This window comes from Pseudonocardia nigra (assembly GCF_019396355.1).
GTDB lineage: Bacteria > Actinomycetota > Actinomycetes > Mycobacteriales > Pseudonocardiaceae > Pseudonocardia > Pseudonocardia nigra.
On record NZ_JAHKRK010000155.1, the window covers coordinates 1 to 19,224 of the forward strand.

At 72.3% G+C, this 19,224-nt stretch carries 17 protein-coding genes and 1 pseudogene; 13 read left to right on the forward strand and 5 right to left on the reverse strand.

Annotated elements, in window-relative coordinates:
• The first annotated feature begins 13 nt into the window (after window positions 1–13).
• The 4 genes from KME75_RS46985 to KME75_RS28765 all read left to right on the forward strand — a co-directional run bounded on the left by KME75_RS46985 (window position 14) and on the right by KME75_RS28765 (window position 4,019).
• On the forward strand, window positions 14–136 hold the full coding sequence (locus tag KME75_RS46985) for a YetF domain-containing protein (protein WP_372452692.1): 123 nt from the start codon (window positions 14–16) through the stop codon (window positions 134–136).
• Window positions 137–445: 309 nt separating this feature from the next.
• Window positions 446–874 carry a low affinity iron permease family protein gene (locus tag KME75_RS28755; protein ID WP_308283176.1) on the forward strand — a complete coding sequence of 143 codons (429 nt, stop codon included), beginning with the start codon at window positions 446–448 and terminating at the stop codon, window positions 872–874.
• 1,432 nt (window positions 875–2,306) lie between these two features.
• On the forward strand, window positions 2,307–3,431 hold the full coding sequence (locus tag KME75_RS28760) for a helix-turn-helix domain-containing protein (RefSeq protein WP_219418021.1): 1,125 nt from the start codon (window positions 2,307–2,309) through the stop codon (window positions 3,429–3,431).
• A gap of 15 nt (window positions 3,432–3,446) precedes the next feature.
• Window positions 3,447–4,019 (forward strand): HD domain-containing protein, encoded by a 573-nt coding sequence (locus KME75_RS28765; protein ID WP_308283177.1) that lies wholly within the window; start codon window positions 3,447–3,449, stop codon window positions 4,017–4,019.
• Between the two features lie 546 nt (window positions 4,020–4,565).
• Here the strand turns inward: KME75_RS28765 and eutC are convergent.
• The 4 genes from eutC to KME75_RS28785 all read right to left on the reverse strand — a co-directional run bounded on the left by eutC (window position 4,566) and on the right by KME75_RS28785 (window position 9,885).
• Entirely contained in the window at window positions 4,566–5,309 is a 744-nt protein-coding gene (eutC, locus tag KME75_RS28770) for an ethanolamine ammonia-lyase subunit EutC (RefSeq protein ID WP_308283178.1), read from the reverse strand.
• Window positions 5,306–6,700: an ethanolamine ammonia-lyase subunit EutB gene (locus KME75_RS28775; protein ID WP_219418022.1), complete on the reverse strand. Its 1,395-nt coding sequence runs from the start codon at window positions 6,698–6,700 to the stop codon at window positions 5,306–5,308. The genes eutC and KME75_RS28775 overlap by 4 nt, the downstream gene beginning before the upstream one ends.
• Window position 6,701: 1 nt before the next feature.
• A complete protein-coding gene (eat, locus tag KME75_RS28780) occupies window positions 6,702–8,189 on the reverse strand; it encodes an ethanolamine permease (protein WP_219418034.1) in 1,488 nt (495 codons plus the stop codon).
• A 187-nt stretch (window positions 8,190–8,376) separates the two neighbouring features.
• The gene (locus KME75_RS28785; RefSeq protein ID WP_219418023.1) at window positions 8,377–9,885 is read right to left on the reverse strand and encodes a PucR family transcriptional regulator; all 1,509 of its coding nucleotides are present in this window, start codon (window positions 9,883–9,885) and stop codon (window positions 8,377–8,379) included.
• A 119-nt stretch (window positions 9,886–10,004) separates the two neighbouring features.
• Between KME75_RS28785 and speB the strand changes: the two genes are divergently transcribed.
• The 9 genes from speB (at window position 10,005) to KME75_RS28825 (ending at window position 17,626) form a co-directional block, all read left to right on the forward strand.
• Window positions 10,005–10,952: an agmatinase gene (gene speB, locus KME75_RS28790; protein WP_219418024.1), complete on the forward strand. Its 948-nt coding sequence runs from the start codon at window positions 10,005–10,007 to the stop codon at window positions 10,950–10,952.
• Window positions 10,949–12,535, forward strand: a complete 1,587-nt coding sequence (locus KME75_RS28795) for a thiamine pyrophosphate-binding protein (protein ID WP_219418025.1) — start codon at window positions 10,949–10,951, stop codon at window positions 12,533–12,535. The genes speB and KME75_RS28795 overlap by 4 nt, the downstream gene beginning before the upstream one ends.
• The gene (locus KME75_RS28800; RefSeq protein WP_219418026.1) at window positions 12,532–13,983 is read left to right on the forward strand and encodes a sodium:solute symporter family protein; all 1,452 of its coding nucleotides are present in this window, start codon (window positions 12,532–12,534) and stop codon (window positions 13,981–13,983) included. Before KME75_RS28795 ends, KME75_RS28800 begins: the two co-directional genes overlap by 4 nt.
• 133 nt (window positions 13,984–14,116) lie before the next feature.
• Complete coding sequence (locus tag KME75_RS28805) at window positions 14,117–14,350, forward strand: hypothetical protein (protein WP_219418027.1); 234 nt, start codon at window positions 14,117–14,119, stop codon at window positions 14,348–14,350.
• A gap of 220 nt (window positions 14,351–14,570) precedes the next feature.
• Entirely contained in the window at window positions 14,571–15,662 is a 1,092-nt protein-coding gene (locus tag KME75_RS28810) for a sensor histidine kinase (protein ID WP_219418028.1), read from the forward strand.
• A gap of 7 nt (window positions 15,663–15,669) precedes the next feature.
• The gene (locus KME75_RS28815; protein WP_219418029.1) at window positions 15,670–16,326 is read left to right on the forward strand and encodes a response regulator; all 657 of its coding nucleotides are present in this window, start codon (window positions 15,670–15,672) and stop codon (window positions 16,324–16,326) included.
• Between the two features lie 113 nt (window positions 16,327–16,439).
• Window positions 16,440–16,577 carry a hypothetical protein gene (locus KME75_RS43810; RefSeq protein WP_246633044.1) on the forward strand — a complete coding sequence of 46 codons (138 nt, stop codon included), beginning with the start codon at window positions 16,440–16,442 and terminating at the stop codon, window positions 16,575–16,577.
• Window positions 16,578–16,592: 15 nt separating this feature from the next.
• Window positions 16,593–16,838 carry a hypothetical protein gene (locus tag KME75_RS43815; RefSeq protein ID WP_246633045.1) on the forward strand — a complete coding sequence of 82 codons (246 nt, stop codon included), beginning with the start codon at window positions 16,593–16,595 and terminating at the stop codon, window positions 16,836–16,838.
• Between the two features lie 206 nt (window positions 16,839–17,044).
• A complete protein-coding gene (locus tag KME75_RS28825) occupies window positions 17,045–17,626 on the forward strand; it encodes a hypothetical protein (protein WP_219418030.1) in 582 nt (193 codons plus the stop codon).
• A gap of 358 nt (window positions 17,627–17,984) precedes the next feature.
• On the opposite strand, the pseudogene KME75_RS28830 reads toward KME75_RS28825, so the two are convergent.
• Window positions 17,985–18,862 (reverse strand): annotated as a pseudogene (locus KME75_RS28830) (IS701 family transposase); the annotation flags it as partial.
• Between the last annotated feature and the right edge of the window lie 362 nt (window positions 18,863–19,224).

A 19,224-nucleotide genomic window follows, 5' to 3' on the forward strand; every position in this document is an offset into this window, starting at 1 on the left:
GCGCCGCCACCACGTGCGGATGGACGAGATCCTGCAGGAGGCCCGCACCACCCAGGGCGTGAAGAACGCCGACGAGATCGAGTACGCCGTGCTCGAGCGTTCGGGGGCGATCAGCATCGTGCCGAAGAAGGGCTGAAACCGCGAACAACTGTGGGCTGTGCGGCGGTCGCCGCGTGGGACGGATGTGAAGGCTGACCCCGCGATGGCGAACTGGCGCCTCGACCCGTCCAGATCGCCGGTCGGTAAACGGCCGCCAACACGTGTCTGAGTGGCGCGAGACGGCTCCGCGCGCTCGCACTGCTCGCGGTTCGTCCAGGCCCCCCGGACCGCCTGCACGGGTTCAGCACAGCTGGCGGGGGTAGACCGATGACCCGGACCGCCTGCACGGGTTCAGCACAGCTGGCGGGGGTAGACCGATGACCCGTACTCGTCAATGGAGGCCACGGTGTCCGAGTCCGAGCAGCAGGCCGGAAACCACGACAACGCGACGATGCCGTCCGATGTCTCCGACAGTGTCTCGGTGTTCGATCGCCTGGCCACGAGGGCGAACGGGTTCGTCTCACGAGCATGGTTCTTCTCGCTGTGTCTGCTCATGGTCGTCCTGTGGGCGCCGTCGTTCCTCCTGATCGGCAACATCGACACGTGGCAGCTCATCATCAACACCCTGACGACCATCGTCACATTCCTGCTCGTCGCCCTGCTCCAGAACACCCAGAAGCGGGCCGACGATGCGGTCCAGCACAAGCTCAACGCGATCGCCGACGGGCTCGCCGACCTCATGAACGAGTTGGCCGACGACAACCCCGCACTCCGGGCTGAATGCAAGGACCTACGGGCCGCCGTGGGCCTGGAGAACCGGGAGAGCGCGGCATAGGAGCCCGGAGCCCGCTGGTGCCGCTTGCCTTTCGACACCCTAGCGAAATCCGCGCGAGCTTAGACTCACTCGTCGCAGCCTGCGAGCGTGCTCAGGTACTCCCGCGCCGCGTCCAACGTCGGCACTCTCGTGTGGCCACCTTCGGGCGACCGGATGGTCCACATCTCGCCTCGACGGACCACGTGGTAGGTCGCGCCGTTGACCTGGGCCGTGTAACCGTCCGCGGGGTTGCTCGTTTACGGCTCGAGCTGGATCACTGCCACCTCCCGAATCACGTTCGTGCGGGGAGGTGCGAACGGATCGCGCCGGTGGACCGGTCGAGCCTTGCCAGCGCGGGGCTGATCCCACCCGTGAGCGGCGCCATCACCACGGCGGGTGCGGCGTGCCACCACGTCGGCGCGCTCGGAGTAGTGATGTCGTCGGGCATCGACGACCCGCGCGGGCCAGGGCAGCGAGACGGTGGTGGTTCGCGCGGTTACCGGGCTGAGGCTGCCGGCGTCGCCTGGGTGACGCGGGTACCGTCGCCCTGCTGGTCGCGGTCTGCGTTGTCGCGGCAGGGCTCGCCGTGGAGACGGTAGCCGCCCTGTGGGCGAACCGCCCGTGTGGAAGTGAGCTCGGACCTACGCCCGGCGTTGCTGCGCAGCTGATTGAGTTGCGCCGCGACGAGAGGGAAGCGCGCAAAGGCCCGGCCGCGGACTCAGCGGCCGGGCCTCTCGCGAAGCCGGGTTGATCAGGAACCGATGGCCTTTTCATCCCGGTGCACGATGACCACCGACGGGCGGGCGACGTTCCCGGGCCCGTCGGGCCAGGTCGAGACCGGCGTCTCGACACTCGCCCTGTCGCCCTCGCCGGGATGCTGGACGGCGACTGCCGTTCGCGCCCGCCGACTCGTAGCCCGCGCGGTGCTGCGTGCAGCGGATCGGGCGTCGCACCGACTCCCGATCCGCCGGGTTATGCACATGCTTCCCGTGCTGGACCCGGCCACCCTCCGGCTGTTCGCGTAGCAATCGCATTTGATCGAATACGCGCTACTCGGAGCAGCGAGATATGGCGGAAGCGATGCTTTCGCCGTGGCCACTTTGTGGTCGGAACGGGGCGTTCCGAGGAAGCGGGCTACGGCAGATCTTGCTCGTCTCGATCGACGCGGTGTCGGCCAGTTGGAGGCTGTTCGCGGCGAAGGATGATGTCGACCATGTACTGCCAGCGCCGGGCTCGAATCTGCAGGTTGGGCTGTGCTTCCCACCACCCTACCCGCCGATCTGAGCGCTGGCGGCGGCTGGTGCGATGCCGGCGATGTCGTGATCGAGCAAGGTTCGCCCCCGTGTGCTTCCCGCCGATCATGTAGTCGACGTTATGATCGGTCGGGATTGGCGGGAACTGACTGCCGGTCCGTGTTGTTCTCGGGCGTGGCCGCTCGGAAATGAGGTTGCCAGTGGCGGAGGTAGGGCGAACACCGCAGGCTGGTCAGGGTTTCGGTCGTGGTCATGGTGTGGTCGGCGGATTTACGTTGAAAGTGATCAGAGAATCCACCGGTCTCACCCAGGTTGCGTTGGCCGAGCGGTTGCGGGTGGATCTGGCGACAGTCCAGGCATGGGAGAGCGGACGGCGGCCGTTGACCGCCTTGCGCTCGGTGGACATGGCGCGGCTGCGGGGCGAGCTGATGGTGCTGGGCGCACCGCCGGACGCGTTCGAGGTCTTGCGCGAAAGCCTCGACGCGGACCTGTTGATCTCAGCCGCCGTCGAGGCGGGCCGATCCACCACGTCGCCGATCGGGCATCCTCTGGCGCAGGTCGTGCATCGTCGTGATCTGACCAACCTGGTCACGTGGCCGTTCACCGGCGAGGTGCCGGCGCGACTTGCCGGGCTGTCCCGGCGGACAAGCCGGCGCGGACCGGTGGCGGATCGGCCGGTGCTGGGCGCGGAGGAGCGGGATCGGTTCTTCGACCACCTGCTGGTGGTGGCCGACGTGTGTCGGTCTGAGGCAGACGCGGTGCTCCGGAGGCAGGCGATCTACCTGCTCGGCTTCGACCGGCGTGATGTGACAGTGCGCTGGCTACGCGATGAGCAGCGGGCCGCGGTTCGCGCGGTGGAGCACAGTGACAGCGTCCCATCGTGGGTATCCGTGCGGTCGTCGGCGGTCGCCATCGCACAGGACGGCGACCGCGATCCGCTGCAGCGGTTCGTCACGCGCGGCCTGGTCGATGAGCATCAGGAGATGGCGAACCTCAACTACTGGGCCTACTGGGTCGGCGAGATGGACCGTACCTGCGTCGACGACGGCTTCATGATCGATCGCGGGCGGGACCGGTGGCCCGGAGCGCGCCTGCTGGACCACCTGGTGGCGCGGTTGGACGCGGACTCGCCGCATCTGATGCTCAACGCGCACACGCTGTGGGCCTTGATACTGGCGCGCCCGCGGATCCTGCAGGACCAGCCGGACCTTCGCGCGGCCGCCGCAGGGAGGATTGAGCAGGTGCTCGACTCGGGGTCGTTGCCGGACAAGACGCGGCAGGAGTTGGCGTGCGTGGGCTACGCGGCCCGTCTCGCCGGGGCATGAGGCAGGATCGGCTGCGTGGCTGAAGCTGACGGTGACGCGGCGGGGATCGTCGGATTCGCGTTCGAGCTCGGGGTGCTCAAGCGGCTGCGGCGAACCGGGTGGTCGCACGCGGGGATCCGGGATGCCGAGTCGGTGGCCGAGCACAGTCTGCGCGTGGCACAGCTGGCCGCGCTGATCGCTGCGCAAGAGGGTGCCGACCCGGCGCGGGCGGCGTTGCTGGCGGTCTGGCACGACTCGCAGGAGACCCGCACCGGCGACCTTCCGCACACCGCCCGGCCGTATCTGTCGGGCCGAATCGATGCGGAGGCGGTCACGGCGGATCAGGTCGCGCGGCTGCCCGAGGCGGCGGCCACGACCGTGCGGGAGGCAGTGACCGAGTATGAGTCGCAGATCTCGCCGGAAGCGCGGTGCGCGCGGGACGCGGACAAGCTGGAGTGCCTCCTGCAGGCGGTGGAGTACCGGGCGGGCGGGAACGCGGGCGTCGAGGGCTGGATCGCCTCCTCGCGGGAGGCCCTCCGCACCGACACGGCCCTTCGGATCGCCGAAGTCGCCGTCCGGACGTCACCGCTTGCCTGGCGCGACCGATAGTCCGCCGCTGCGGTGCCACCGACCGGCGCGGCCGAGCGCGGTCGCTGCGTCATCGCGCGGCATCGGCCCTGACCACGGGACGACCACGACATGACCGCGGGACGACCACGACGTGACCACGCACCGAGCACCTACCGCGGGGGGTGTCATGGTCATAGAGGCCGTTCGAGCGGCGCGGTAACGTCATCAACAACCGCGGGCAACCCGGACGACCAGATGTCACGGACGGTCACATTTGATGTGGGGCAGTCGGACGATCTGCGCAAGATCACGAGGCACATCCGGGGCACATGATCTTGAGAATCGGCGTGATACGTCGGGAGACGTCGACAACGTCGCCGCAGCTCAGACCGTGTGTTGCGAGCTGACGCGAGACGTCGGCAATTGCCGAACCTCGTCCGGCTTACAGGCCAGCTCGTCCGCCCCCCGCCTGTCACCTGCTCAACCGGCTCGGCGTCCGCCACGTGCAGCCGGGGCACGAGGTTCGGTGGGAACGCCACGCCGACCGGACAGACGGTCGAGGGTCGAGCACGCTGACGGGGTGGTTCAGTTCGCCGGGATCGAGGCGGCGTCGTCCTTGAGCTCGACCCCGCTGAGGCCGAGCCGGCGGGCCTCGGCCATCAGATACACGAGCTTCTCCGCCGCTGCGACGTGTCCGAGCCCGTCCGGAGGGTGCACGTTGGAGATGCAGTTGCGCTCGGAGTCGCGGCGGCCGATCCGGGGGTGCGCGGTCAGGTAGATGCCGAGACTGTCCGCGGCGGACAGGCCGGGCCGCTCCCCGAGCAGCACGACGACCAGTGCCGCGCCGAGCCGCTCCCCGATCTCGTCCCCGAGCGCGACGCGGCCCTGGGTCGCGAGCACCACCGGCGCCACCCGCCAGCCGTCAAGCCGCTCGAGCACCTCCCGCAGCACCACCGCGGCGTGGTCGTGCACCGCGCGCGCGGACAGCCCGTCGGCGATCACGAACGCGACGTCGTGGTCGCCGCGCTCCAGCAGGCCGGCGCATTCCGGGTCGAGCCGCCTGCCCAGATCCGGCCGCTGCAGGTAGGCGGCCCGGTCGGGGGCCGCGCTGCGCACCGTGACCGTCGGGTGGTCGCCGAGCTGCGCCCGGACCGACGCGAGGTCGACCGGCGTGTGCACGGCGTCGCGGGCCGCCGCGTGCGCGACCTCGAACTCGAGCAGCCGCGCCGTCGGCAGGCTGTCGCCCGCACGGCCGAGGCCGACCCTGGCCGCGGTGTGCCTGCGCAGCGCCGTCCACGGGTCCGGCGGCACCGGCGCGGTCCCGGTCACGATGCCTCCAGCGCGCCGACGAACCGGGTCAGCTCCGGGCTCTGCGGCGCCAGTTCGCGGACCCGCCGCTCGTCGTCGAGCAGGCCCATCCGGTCCAGCCACGCCTCGAACTCCGGAGCGGGCGACAGCCCGAGGACCGAGCGCAGGTAGAGGGCGTCGTGGAAGGAGGTGCTCTGGTAGTTGAGCATGATGTCGTCCGCGCCGGGGACGCCCATCACGAAGGTGACCCCCGCCGCGCCCAGCAGCGTGAGCAGGGTGTCCATGTCGTCCTGGTCGGCTTCGGCGTGGTTGGTGTAGCAGACGTCGCAGCCCATGGGGACACCGAGGAGCTTCCCGCAGAAGTGGTCCTCCAGCCCGGCGCGCGTGATCTGCTTGCCGTCGTAGAGGTACTCCGGTCCGATGAACCCCACGACGGTGTTGACCAGGAGCGGGTCGAAGCGGCGGGCCACGGCGTACGCGCGTGCCTCGAGCGTCTGCTGGTCGACGCCGTGGTGGGCGTCCGCGGACAGCGCGCTGCCCTGCCCGGTCTCGAAGTACATGGCGTTCTCCCCGACCGTGCCCCGGCCCAGCGACAGCGCCGCGTCGTGGGCCTCGCCCAGCACGGCCAGGTCGACGCCGAACGCCCGGTTCGCCGCCTCCGTGCCGGCGATCGACTGGAACACCAGGTCCACCGGTGCGCCGCGCTCGACGGCCGCGATCGTGTTCGTGACGTGGGTCAGCACGCACGACTGGGTCGGGATGTCGTAGCGCTGCCGCACGTCGTCGATCAGGTGCAGCAGCGTGATCGCCGCCGGGATGCTGTCGGTCGCCGGGTTGATGCCGATGACCGCGTCGCCGCAGCCGTGCAGCAGCCCGTCGAGGATCGAGGCGGCGACGCCGTGCGGGTCGTCGGTGGGATGGTTGGGCTGCAGCCGTACCGACAGCCTGCCGGGCAGCCCGATCGTGTTGCGGAACCGCGTCACGACCCGGCACTTGCGCGCCACCTGGATGAGGTCCTGGTTGCGCATCAGCTTCGACACCGCCGCGACCATCTCCGGGGTCAGCCCCGGCGCGAGCGCCGTGAGCACCTCCGGTGTCGCGTCGTAGGACAGCAGCCAGTCGCGGAAGCCGCCGACCGTCAGGTGCGACACCGGCGCGAACGCGGCCGCGTCGTGGGTGTCGACGATGAGGCGGGTGACCTCGTCGGCCTCGTAGGCCACGACCGGTTCGGAGAGGAACACCGCCAGCGGCAGGTCGGCCAGCACCGACCGCGCCGCCACCCGCTCCCCCGCGCTCTCGGCCGCCACCCCGGCGAGCTGGTCGCCCGAGCGGGCCGGGCTCGCCTTGGCGAGCACGGCGGTGAGCGAGTCGAAGCCATACGTCGTGCCTCCGACCGTCGTCCGGTAGCGCATGTCAGTCCCCCGCGAGCTCGGCCTCGGCCCGCGCGATCGCTGCGAACTCCTCCTCGGGCGCGTTCGCGACCAGCCGGTGGCGGCTGAAGAACCAGAAGTACGCGAGCGCGACCACGAAGATGCCCGCCGTGATCGCCGCGGCCAGCGGGTCGACGACGAACGTGGCCACCACGGCCGCCGCAGCGAGCACGAGGGCCACCCCGGTGGTGACGACGCCGCCGGGCGTCCGGTACGGGCGCGGCAGCTGCGGCTCGCGGACCCGCAGCACGATGTGCGACACCATCATCAGCACATAGGACACCGTGGCGCCGAACACCGCGATGTTGATCAGCAGGGCGCCGTTGCCGGTGGCCGCGGCGAGCGCGAAGCCGATGCCCGCCGGCACGATCAGCGCCAGGTACGGCGTCTTCCGCCGACCGGTGACCGACAGCCGCCGCGGCAGGTAGCCGGCGCGGGACAGCGCGAACAGCATGCGCGAGTAGGCGTAGATGATCGAGAAGAAGCTGGCGACCAGCCCGGCGAGACCGACGTAGTTGACGAACTGCGCGAGCCAGGTGTCGCCGCCGAACGCCGTGCGGACCGCGAGCGGCAGCGGGTTGTCGGAGTCCTGGATGGCCGACGAGCCGGCCGCGCCCGGCGCGATCACGAGCATCAGTCCGGCGAACACCAGCAGCACGGCCATCGCCCCGAGGATCCCGCGCGGCATGTCCCGCGCGGGGTCGCGCGCCTCCTCGGCGGCCAGCGGCACCCCCTCCACGGCGAGGAAGAACCAGATCCCGTACACCAGCGCCGCGAGCACCCCGGCGACGCCGAACGGGAGGAAGGCGCTCGCGCCGAACGCGTCGGTGGGGGCGATGTCGAGCAGCTTGCCGAACTCGACGCGCGGCACCATCCCCACCACGAACGCGACGAGCGCGACGACGGCGACCGCGGTGATCGCGAACATCACCTTCAGCGCCTCGCCGACGCCCCATAGGTGGATGCCGACGAAGACGGCGTAGCAGACCAGGTAGACCGGCCACCCGCTGGTCAGCCCGAACAGGCCGAGCGCCTCGACGTAGCCGCCGATGAACACGGCGATCGCGGCAGGCGCGATCGCGTACTCGATGAGGATCGCGGTGCCGGTGGCGAACCCGCCGAACGGGCCGAGCGCGCGGCGGGCGAAGCCGTACCCCGCTCCGGCCACCGGGATGGCCGTGGCCAGCTCGGCCAGGCCGAAGACCATGCAGGTGTACATGGTGGCCATGAGCACCGTGGCGATCAGCAGGCCACCCCAGCCGCCCTCGGCCAGCCCGAAGTTCCAGCCCGCGAAGTCCCCGGAGATCACGTAGGCCACGCCGAGTCCCGCGAGAAGCAGCCAGCCTGCTGCGCCCCGGCGCAGTTCCCGCTGCCGCAGGTAGTCGGCTCCGACGCGTTCGTAGTCGACGCCCTGGACGTGAGTCCGCCGGTGCGGGCGGTCGCCCTTGCCGGTCGTGCCGTCGGTCGCCATGAGGATCTCCTCCCGCACCACCGGATCGAGGCACAAGTGCACCAGGTCGGGGCCGGGTTCCACCAGGCTCCGGATGGGGCTGACGGGGCCTGGCGGGCCGGCCCACGAACCGGCTCACCGCGAACGGCGCGAGCTCTGGCGCCGCCGAGCCGCGGAGCACCAGCGGCGCGAGCGCCGGGGCCGGTGATCAGGTCGCGTCGTCGACCGACATCCGTGCGAGGTCCCGGGCGCGCAGCGCGAGCCACAGCTCCTGGCGGTCCTGTGCCGACGCCATGCGTCGTCCGGTGTGCTTCTCGACGGCCTCGATCCGGCTGCGGACGGTGTGTCGGTGCACGCCGAGGGCCGCGGCGGCGCTCTCCCAGTGCCCGTTGTGCTCCAGGAAGACGGTGAGCGCCCGGTGCAGCTCCTCGGACCGGTCGGACGCGTCGAGGTGTCCGAGCACCGCGTCGGCATAGGCCTGCAGCCGGTCGGCCGTGACGGTGGAGAGCAGCATCCGGCTGCTCGCGATCTCACTCGCCTGTGTGTGCCGGCCGGTGACCCGGCTCTCCGGCAGCGCGGAGTGGGCCTGCCGCAGCGAGACGGCGAGCGCTCCGGGCCGGACGCCGATGCCGATGCCCGCCGGGTGGCCCGTCGCCAGCGTGGAGAGCACGGCGGGCAGGTCGACCGCGGTGGGCACGGCCAGCTCCACCAGCTCGTCGACCACCCGTGTCAGCGCGTCGGGCAGCGACGCGGAGAGGTCGGCGGCCAGGTCGTCGGCGTCCCCCGGCGCGGCGATGACGGCGGCCCGCAGGTCGCCGTCGGGCAGCCCGACCGACTCCAGCAGGCGGGCGGCGACCAGGTCGTCCACCGCGCCGCGGGCCAGCCGCGCCACCACCTGCGCGCGGCCCCGCCTGCCCGCCGCGGTCAGCCCGTGCCGACGCTCCAGCTCCAGCGACAACAGGGAGACGAGGTCCCCGGTGACCTGCGCGGAGCTGGGCCCGTCGACGGGCCCGTCGAGGAGCAGCCACGCCCGGAGCCGCCGCGAGCCCAGTGGGTGCACCTCGCGGCGGCGCTGCGGCGTCACGTCCACGGCCGCCCCGAGGAGCCCCTGCTCGCGCACCGACTCGACCAGCCCGCCGAGCTCGCCCGCGAGCCGGGCGGCGCCGGCACCGGACTCCGCGACGGGCCTGCCGAGCAGGTCGACGACCAGACCCGTCCGGTCGGTGGCGCGGGCGTGCGCGGCGAGGACCCCGACCAGCCCGCCCGGTTGCACCGCCGCGGCGGTGAGCGCCCGCTGGGTGCGTGACGCCCACTCGAGCCGGCGCCGCTCCTCGCGGGCGTGGTGGGCGAACACGGCCTTGGTCACCGCGATGAACGGGACACCGTCCGGGACGACCAACAGCGGCATGCCGACCTCGTCGGCCGCGCGCACCAGGCACTCCGGCGCGGCCTGGTAGCGCAGGTCGGCGCCGAGACCGAGGCCGAGTGCACGCACCCCGGCAGCCCCCAGCCCCCGGACGTAACCTGCGCACCCCGCGTAGGACTCGTCGAGCAGCAGGCCGATCGTCAGCAGCAGCTCCCCGCCCTGCAGCCAGGGGCCCGGCTCCGCCAGCTCCGACACCGCCGCCGCCTCGACCACCCGGTCGACGCCCACGTGGCCCGCGACGACCTCGAGGCGCAGCACCGGATCGGCGACGAGCGCGGCCACCGTGAGCATGCGACACCCCCTCGACGTTCCGGCGAGAGCCCGATCACCGGTTTCGACACATCGTCCCTTCTGAACGCCTCCCGCGGAACGGGACCCTTGCCGCACCCGAGAGCCTCCAGGAGCAGCAGATGTCCCGTCCCGAGCCGATCGGACCGGTTGACGCGACCGCCGTGCCGCGCTACGCCGGCCCCACGACCTTCGCCCGCCTGCCCCGCACCGACCAGGTCGACCGCGTGGACGTCGCCGTCGTCGGCATGCCCTTCGACTCGGGCGTGTCCTACCGGCCCGGCGCCCGGTTCGGTCCAGCGCACGTCCGGGCGTCGTCGAAGCTGCTGCGGCCCTACCACCCGGCACTCGACGTCATGCCGTTCGGGGCGCAGCAGGTGGCGGACGCAGGCGATCTCGCGATCAACCCGTTCGACCTCGAGGACGCCATCCGCACGGTCGAGAGCGGCGCCGACGCGCTGCGCGGCGCGGGCGCGAAGCTGCTGTCCATCGGCGGCGACCACACGATCGCGCTGCCGCTGCTGCGCTCGGTGCACCGCGCCCACGGCCCGATCGCGGTGCTGCATTTCGACGCCCACCTCGACACCTGGGACACCTACTTCGGCGCCCCGTACACCCACGGCACCCCGTTCCGCCGCGCCGGCGAGGAGGGGCTGCTCGACCCGGAGCGCTGCCTGCACGTCGGCATCCGCGGGCCGCTCTACTCCGACAAGGACCTCACCGAGGACGGCGTGCTCGGCTTCCAGGTCATCGGCTCCGACGACTACCAGACCGACGGGGTCGCCACCGTCGTGGAGCGGATGCGGGCCCGGCTCGGCGACGCCCCGGTCTACGTCTCGGTCGACATCGACGTGCTGGACCCGGCGCACGCGCCCGGTACGGGCACCCCCGAGGCGGGTGGGCTGACGAGCCGTGAGCTGCTGCACTCGCTGCGCGGGCTGGCCGGCGCGAACATCGTCGGGGCCGACATCGTGGAGGTCGCGCCCGCCTACGACCACGCCGAGATCACCGGCATCGCCGCCGCGCACGTGGCCTACGAGCTGCTCTCCGTGCTCGTGGTGTCGCGATGACCGGGTACCGCAACGGCGGAGCAGCCGTCGTGGAGACCCTGGCCGCCCACGGCGTCGACACCGTCTTCGGGATCCCCGGCACCCACAACCTCGAGCTCTATCGGCACCTCGCAGGCGCCGGCATCACCCCGGTCACGCCGCGGCACGAGCAGGGCGCGGGCTACGCCGCCGAGGCCTACGCGCGGGTGTCCGGCCGGCCCGGTGTCGTCGTCACGACCAGCGGGCCCGGCCTGACCAACGCGATGACGGCCGCCGCCACCGCCTACGCCGAGTCGCAGCCGGTGCTCGTCGTGTCCCCCGGCGTGCCCACCGGCACCGAGGGCGCCGACCTCGGCATGCTGCACGAGACCAAGGACTCGACCGGCGCGATGGACCGCCTGGTGCGGTGGAGCCGCCGGGTCGGCAATGCGGACGAGGCCGCCGAGGCCGTCACCGAGGCGTTCGCGTCGTTCTCCGGTACCCGGCCGCGGCCGGTGCACGTCGAGGTTCCCGTCGACGTGCTCGAGCAGGCGTGGGCCGGCGGGGTCCGGGTCGCCGGCCCGGTCGCCCCGCCCGCGCCCGACCCCGCCGCCGTCCGGCGCGCCGCCGAGCTGCTCGCGGGCGCGCACCGCCCACTGGTGGTCGCGGGCGGCGGGGCCGTCGACGCGACGGGAGAGCTCACCGCGCTGGCCGAGGAGCTCGACGCGCCGGTCGCGACCACCGTCAACGGCAAGGGTGCGCTCGCCGAGACCCATCCGCTCGCCGTCGGCGCGGCCGTCCGGCTGCGCGTCCTGCAGGACGAGGCCGCGGCGAGCGACGTGCTGCTGGTCGTCGGCACGGAGCTGGGCGACTCCGACCTGTGGGAGGGCCGCATCGGCGCCCGGACCGTCGTCCGCTGCGACATCGAGGCCGGCCAGCTCGACAAGAACTGCCGCGCCGACGTGCGGCTGCACGCCGACGCGACCATGGCGCTCGCCGCCGTCCGCGCGGCGCTGCCGGCGGAGCGCGCCGCCGCGGACGGACCGGGGCGGGCCGCGAAGCTGCGCGACGCCTGCCGCGAGGAGGCGCGCGCCGACGCCGGGATCCACGAGCGGATCAGCGCGGCCGTCCGCGCCGCGCTGCCCGCCGACGCCGTGCTCACCGGGGACAGCTCGCAGGTCACCTACTTCGGCGCCGTCCACTTCTTCGACGTCCCGGCGCCGCGCCGGTTCTGCTACACCCCCGGCTACGCGACGCTCGGCTACGGGCTGCCCGCGGCCGTCGGCGCCGCGGTCGCGCGCCCCCGGACCCCGGTGGCCGCGCTGCTCGGGGACGGCGCGCTGATGTTCTCGATCCAGGAGCTCGTCACCCTCACCGAGCTGCGGCTCCCGGTGCCCGTGGTCGTCGTCGACAACGGCGGGTACCGCGAGATCCGCGACCAGCAGGCGGCCCGCGGGATCCCGCCGACGGCCGTCGACCTGCACACCCCGGACCTCGCCGCGATCGCCACCGCGATCGGCGCGCACGGGGTCCGCACGACCGACCCGGACGCGCTCACCGCGCTCGTGGCCGACGCGCTGTCGGCCGACCGCCCGACCCTGCTCCACCTCGACATCAAGGAGTGACCATGGACGTCGCCGTCGTCGTCCTCTACCTCGGCGCGATGATCGCGTTCGGGTTCTGGGGCAAGCGCCGCGCCACCACGCAGTCGGACTTCCTCGTGGCGGGCCGCCGCCTCGGGCCGCTGCTGTACTCCGGGACGATGGCCGCCATCGTCCTCGGCGGCGCCTCCACGATCGGCGGCGTCGGGCTCGGCTACGAGTACGGCCTGTCCGGCATGTGGCTCGGCACCGGCATCCTGGTGCTCTCGCTGCTGTTCGCCGGGAAGATCCAGCGCCTCGGCGTCTACACCGTGAGCCAGATGCTCGAGCTGCGCTACGGCCCCGGCTCCAGCGTGCTGTCCGGGGTGGTCATGTGGGGCTACACGCTCATGCTGTCGGCCACGTCCACCATCGCCTACGCCACGATCTTCGGTGCGCTGTTCGACATGCCGAAGGTGCCCGCGATCATCGTCGGCGGCAGCGTCGTCGTCATCTACTCGACGCTGGGCGGCATGTGGTCGATCACGCTGACCGACTTCGTCCAGTTCGTGATCAAGACCGTCGGGATCTTCCTCATCCTGCTGCCGGTCGTGCTCGTGAAGGCGGGCGGGTTCGGCGGGCTGGCCGAGAAGCTGCCGGTGGAGGCACTGTCGCTGACGACCATCGGCGGCGGCACGATCCTCACGTACTTCGTCGTCTACACCTTCGGTCTGCTGATCGGGCAGGACATCTGGCAGCGGGTCTTCACCGCACGCAGCCCGCAGGTGGCGCGGTGGGCGGGCACCGCATCGGGCGTGTACTGCCTGCTCTACGGCGTGGCCGGCGCCGTGATCGGCATGGCCGCCCGGGTGATCCTGCCCGCGGTCGACGCCCGCGACGACGCCTTCGCCGCGGTCGTCGAGGCGACGATGCCGGCGCTGCTTGCCGGGCTGGTGCTCGCCGCAGCGCTGGCCGCGGTGATGTCGACCTCGAGCGGCGCGCTGATCGCGACCGCCACGGTGTTCCGGCAGGACATCGTGCAGCGGCTGCGCGGGCAGAGCGTGGGAGACGGCGGCAACGAGCACGAGCACGTGCGCAGCAACCGGCTCTACGTCGCCGCGTTCGGGATCGCGATGATCGTGATCGCGTGTGTGCTGCAGGACGTCGTGGCCGCGCTGACCGTCGCCTACGACATCCTCGTCGGCGGCCTGCTGGTCCCGATCCTCGGCGGCCTGCTCTGGCGGCGCGGCACCAGCGCGGGCGCGCTGCTGGCCATGGCCGCCGGCACTGTCGCCACCCTCGCCACGATGCTCGCGGTCGGCGATATCTACGCCAACGAGCCCGTCTACGTCGGCCTGGCCGCCGGCCTGGTGGCCTACATCGTCGCCAGCTTGGGCTCGCGCCCGACCGACCGCGCGGTCCTCGCCGAGTGGGACCGGCGGGTCGCAGGTGACGGCGCGCGGCCCGACACCGCGACCGTGCCGAACTCCTGACCGCCGCGGGCGGTGCCCCGGCCGGGGCACCTGCGTCGCGCCGAGGCTCCCCGCGATGAGTTCCGCGCCGCTCGCGGGTCTCACCTGCACAAGGACGCGCCGCCCAGGCCCGAGCCGGAAGGGGAGGATCCCGATGTCCATTTCGATCACTGTCCCGCTGAGCCACCGGGACTGGGCCGTGCTCCGCGCCGCTGCGGCCGGACGGTGCGCGATCGCCGACAAGGTCGGGGTGTCGCTGGTCGTGGACGGGCTGGCCTGCTGCGATCAGCACGTCGGGGCGCGGCTCGCGGCTGCCGGGCTGATCAGCGCCTCGGCGGGGCCCGTGCAGCTGACCGCCGGCGGCCGTGCGCTGCTCGAGGCGGCGTGACATCGGGTGCGTGTGTCCGCTGGTGCCCACGACGGTGTCGTCCCGGCCTGCTCCTGTCGCCGTTTCCACCGCGTGGCTGCGCCTGCCGCCACCGGTGCAGCCGGGCCGGAGCATCCGCCCGCGGAGGGCATCACCCCGAGCTGCGCACGGCGGATCTCGGCCGTGGTCGGCGACAGCACCGGTCGTTGACCACGACCGTCCGGCACTCCAGAGTGGTCACGTGAACCGGGCCCTCGCGGTGCTGACCGGTGGCGCGTTCCTCACGCTGGTGCTCGGGGTGCTCGGCTCCGGGGATCCCCTCCCGGCGATGCTGCTCGGCGCGGTCTTCACCGTGCTCGGCATCGTCGGTTTCCCGTGGATGCGACGACACGGCCGGCTCGGCTGGGCCGTGGCCTACGTCGCGATCCAGCTCCCGCTCGCCTTCGTGACCTTCACGATCGACCCGAGCGTCGGGGCCACGCTGTTTCTCGTCGTCCTGGTGAGCCAGTGCGTGCTGCTGCTCCCGCTCCCGGCCACCGCGGTGGTGGTCGCGCTGACCCCGTTCGTCCATGCCGGGATGTCGTGGGGCGAAGCGCTGCGGGAAGGCCTCGGCACGCTCGCCGCGGCGCTGTTCGCCGCGGTCGTCACCGAGCTGCTACGGCGGGAGCAGCAGACCCGCCGCGAGCTGGCCGAGGCCCACGAGCAGCTGCGCGACTACGCCACGCAGGCGGAGCGGCTCGCCACGGCGCAGGAGCGCAACCGGGTGGCGCGCGACATCCACGACGGGCTCGGTCACTCGCTCACGGTCGTCCAGATGCAGGTCAAGGCCGCGCGGGCGGTGCTGGCGACCGACACGGCCAGGGCCGACGCCGTGTTGGCCAAGGCGCAGCGGCAGTCCGAGGAGGCGCTGGCCGAGGTGCGCCGCTCGGTGCGCGCCCTGCGCGAGGCGCGCTCGACGCCGCCGCTGCCCGAGGCGCTGCACGCGCTGGCCGAGGAGATCTCCGCGGCGGGCGTACCGATCCGGCTCACGGTGTCCGGCGCGGACCGGCCGCTGCCGGACGAGACCCGGGAGGCGCTGTACCGGGCCGCCCAGGAAGGCCTGACCAACGTCCGCAAGCACGCCCACGCCACCCGCGCCGACCTGGTGCTGGACTACGCGAACGCCGTGGTCCGCCTCGAGGTCCGCGACGACGGGACGGGCACCACCGACGGACCGTCGCCGGGCTTCGGCCTGATGGGGCTGCGGGAGCGGGCAGCGCACCTCGGCGGACGGCTGCACGTGGAGTCGGCACCCGGCCGCGGCTGCACGCTGAGCATGGAGGTGCCGGGGTGAGAAACCGATGAGCCCTGTGCGGGTCCTGCTCGTCGACGACCAGGGGCTCTTCCGCGAGGCACTGGCGACGCTCCTGGCCGTGCGCGACGACGTCGAGGTGGTGGGCGAGGCCGGCAACGGCGACGAGGCGCTGCGCCGGTCCGCCGAGCTCGCACCCGACGTCGTGCTGATGGACCTGCGCATGCCGGTGCTGGACGGCATCGCGGCCACCCGCCGGCTGCGCGTGGAACAGGCGGGAGTCCGGGTCATCGCGCTGACGACGTTCGACGACGACGAGGACGTGTTCGCCGCCCTGCGCGCCGGCGCGGTCGGCTACCTGCTCAAGGACGTCTCCTCGGCGCGGCTGGTCGAGGCGGTGCTGGCCGCCGCCCGGGGTGAGTCGGTGCTGCAGCCATCGGTCGCGGCGAAGGTCGTGGCCCGCTTCGCCCAGCTGCCCGACACCGCACCGGCGCCGCGCCCGCAGCCGCTGGTCGTGCCGCTGTCGGACCGCGAGCTGGAGGTGCTGCGGCTGCTGGCCGACGGCCGCAGCAACCGGGAGATCGCCGCGACGCTGTTCCTCGCCGAGGGCACGGTGAAGAACCATGTGACGAACGTGCTGGCCAAGCTCGGCGCCCGCGACCGCACCCAGGCCGCCCTGCGCGCCCGCGCACTCGACCTGCTCTGAGGCGGTCATGCCGTGGCCATGACCCCGTGCCATGACCTCCGGCACCTGGCAGCGGCGCCGCCTGCCGAGACCCTTGTTCGCGTCAGTCACCGAGCGAACCGGAGGGCCCCGCCATGACGACCACGCAGATCACCCGCCCGACCCGTGGCACCGCGGCGAAGCTCGCCCGGTTCGTCGGGCACTACCTGGAGATGGTCGTGGCCATGGTCGTCGGGATGGTGGCGCTCGCTCCGCTCTGGCCCTCCGACTGACCGGCGCGGGCGGACGTGGACGCGCTGGTGATGGCCATCGACATGACGATCGCGATGGTGGTGTGGATGCGCATCCGGGGCCATTCGTGGCCGCGGTCCGTGGAGATGTCCGCGGCGATGTACCTGCCGTTCGTGGCGCTGCTGGTGCCGTACTGGCTGGGCGCGCTGTCCGGGTCCGCGCTGATGGTCGCCGGGCACGTGATCATGTTCCCGCTGATGCTGGTCGCCATGGTGTGGCGCCGCACGGAGTACTGGCACTGAGGCGGTTCACGTCGACACGGTCGCGCCGCAGCGACGGCCCCGCAACCGGTCGTGGGCGCTTCAGCGAGCGGATCACCACCCACGCTCTCGGGCAGCGCGTGAGCCATCGTGCTTCGGGTACAGCCGTCTGGGTGCCGCCGACGCCAGGAGATGCCGAGCGCGGGTACGCGCGTGCGGAGCGACTCGCTCGCCGTATGGATCGCCCGATGGGCGCCCTCGGGCTGGTGTTCCTGCTCGTCGTCCTCGGCCAGGCCTTGGCCGAGGACCCCGCTCTCGTCGCGGCGCTCGCGGTGACCGGCTGGCTCCTGTGGCTGGTCTTCGTGGCCGAGTTCGTGTTCCGGGCCGTCATCGCCCGCGACCCGAAGCGGTTCTGGGCGCGGAACTGGTGGCAGCTGGTCTTCCTGCTCGTGCCGTTCCTCCGGTTCGCCCGCGCTGTCGCATTTCTGCGAGCTGCCCGGGTGGGCGGGGTGCTCTCAGCAGCAGTGCGTGGCTCGCGCTCCGCGGGACGGCTGCTGTCCGGCCGCGTCGCGTGGCTGGGCGTCGTGACCGCGGTCGTCGTGTTGTCGTCGAGCCAACTGCTGTTCGTCCTGGGTGCTTACGACACGTACGGCGGCGCACTGCACGACGCGGCGTTGGCGACCATCACCGGTGAGCCGCTGAGCGCACCAGGCGGCCTCGCCCGCTTGCTCGAGGTCGTGCTCGCCGTCTACTCGGTTGCGGTGTTCGCGACGCTCGCCGGCACGCTGGGAGCATATTTCCTCGCTGCGCGCGACGGCGAGGGCGGTTGAGCCCGTGCGACACGATCGGCCGCCCCGGACGGGCGGTCAGCGCGGCGTCGTCCCCGCGTCCTCCGTCGCGCCGAGTGCGGTGAGCGAGGGTGCTCTGGAGCCCCCGGCACCGGGTGCGCCCGGCCACGGCCGCACCTGCCGCATCAGGACGCGGTACGTGTGGACCCGCCGCCTACTACTGCAACGGCAGTTCATGGTCATTGTGGTCGGTGGCCGCGGCGTCGGTAGTGGCAGGCGCGGGCTTGATGTTGCCGGCGGCGTCGCCAGCCGGACCAGCTGAGCGTGCTGGTTAGGCAGGTGAGCGGGGCGAGGGCGAGCGTGGCGAGCAGGCGGCGGATCTCGTTGCTGGTCAGCGCGATCAGGCCGTCGTCGCCAGTAGTGGATCCCCCTTTTCCGCCTCCTGGGCGCGGGTGGCGGCGAGGTAGGCGGCGGCGAGCATCGCGAGCGTGATGTGCGCGTACCAGGCTCGCCAGGAGCGGACCTGGTACTGATCAAGGCCGGTTCGTTCTTCGCGGTCTGGAAGCACTCCTCGATCGCCCACCTCGCCCCGGCCACCCGGATCAGCTCCGGTACCGGCGTCGCTGCTGGGCCGGCGCAGCGGTAGAACGCCAGCTCCGGCTCCTTCCCGGGTGGCGGGGTGATCTTGCTGGGAATCTGGCGCCGGACCAGTAGCCAGTGCCCCCACCCGGCGGGCAGCCCCGCGGCGTCGAGGGTGAGCACGGTCCAGTCATAGAGCCGCTCACCGTGCGCGCCGGGCCCAGCACTGCGCCGCTCCCAGCTGTCCGCTCCGGCAAGCGCGGCCAGCATTTTGGCCTCGTAGCGGCGCCCATCGGGGCAGGCCAGCACGTCGTCACTGCGAGTCGCCAGGACGAACGGCACCGCCCGGGCGGCCAGCCAGTCCCGGAACCGGCGGTTCTGCCCGTAGGCCTCGTCCGCGGTCACCCACCCGGTCAGCACCCCGCCGGCGTGTGCGCGTTCCAGCATCGCCAGACCCTGCTCGGGCTTGGTCGCGAACCCGACCTCGTCCGGGACCCCGGCGGCGGCACACCGCTGCCGGTCATCGGTCCAGGACCGGGGCAGATACAACTCGCGGTCGATCAGCGCCCGGCCACGCGGGCTGGCGTAGGCCAGAAACACCCCGAGCTGACAGTTGTCGATCTTGCCGGTGGCCCCGGTGTACTGACGCTGCACCCCGGCCGAACGGGTCCCCTTCTTGACGAACCCGGTCTCGTCGATCTATGCGGATGTCCGCATAGATCGACCTATGCCGACACCGCGACTATGCCGAGGATGGCGATGTTCGTTGCGTGTCCGCGTGACGGCGGCGGGCTTCTGCGTCGTTCGAACCTGCCGCGTGTCGGCATAGTTTCGGGCTGAGAGCAGCCTCGATCGCGGGGGCACTGGGCTCCCGCGAGGGAGGCGAGTGCGATGTCAGGCAGGCGGAGGAAGGCCGGTCTGCTGGGGCCGCAGGTCGAGGTGGAGTGTTCCCGATTTTATTGACACCGGTTTAGGCTGCCAGGTCGGTGAGTTTCCTGAATCCTAGCTCGTATTCGAGCGGTGTCAAGTAGCTGAGGGTGGAGTGTCGCCTCCGGCGGTTG

Excerpts from the sequence above, each read along its gene's own strand:
- KME75_RS28775 (WP_219418022.1), bottom strand. The coding sequence starts at position 6,700 with ATGCGCTACCGGACGACGGTCGGAGGCACGACGTATGGCTTCGACTCG.
- eat (WP_219418034.1), bottom strand. The coding sequence starts at position 8,189 with ATGGCGACCGACGGCACGACCGGCAAGGGCGACCGCCCGCACCGGCGG.
- KME75_RS28785 (WP_219418023.1), bottom strand. The coding sequence starts at position 9,885 with ATGCTCACGGTGGCCGCGCTCGTCGCCGATCCGGTGCTGCGCCTCGAG.
- speB (WP_219418024.1), top strand. The coding sequence starts at position 10,005 with ATGTCCCGTCCCGAGCCGATCGGACCGGTTGACGCGACCGCCGTGCCG.
- KME75_RS28795 (WP_219418025.1), top strand. The coding sequence starts at position 10,949 with ATGACCGGGTACCGCAACGGCGGAGCAGCCGTCGTGGAGACCCTGGCC.
- KME75_RS28805 (WP_219418027.1), top strand. The coding sequence starts at position 14,117 with ATGTCCATTTCGATCACTGTCCCGCTGAGCCACCGGGACTGGGCCGTG.
- KME75_RS28815 (WP_219418029.1), top strand. The coding sequence starts at position 15,670 with ATGAGCCCTGTGCGGGTCCTGCTCGTCGACGACCAGGGGCTCTTCCGC.
- KME75_RS43810 (WP_246633044.1), top strand. The coding sequence starts at position 16,440 with ATGACGACCACGCAGATCACCCGCCCGACCCGTGGCACCGCGGCGAAG.
- KME75_RS28825 (WP_219418030.1), top strand. The coding sequence starts at position 17,045 with ATGGGCGCCCTCGGGCTGGTGTTCCTGCTCGTCGTCCTCGGCCAGGCC.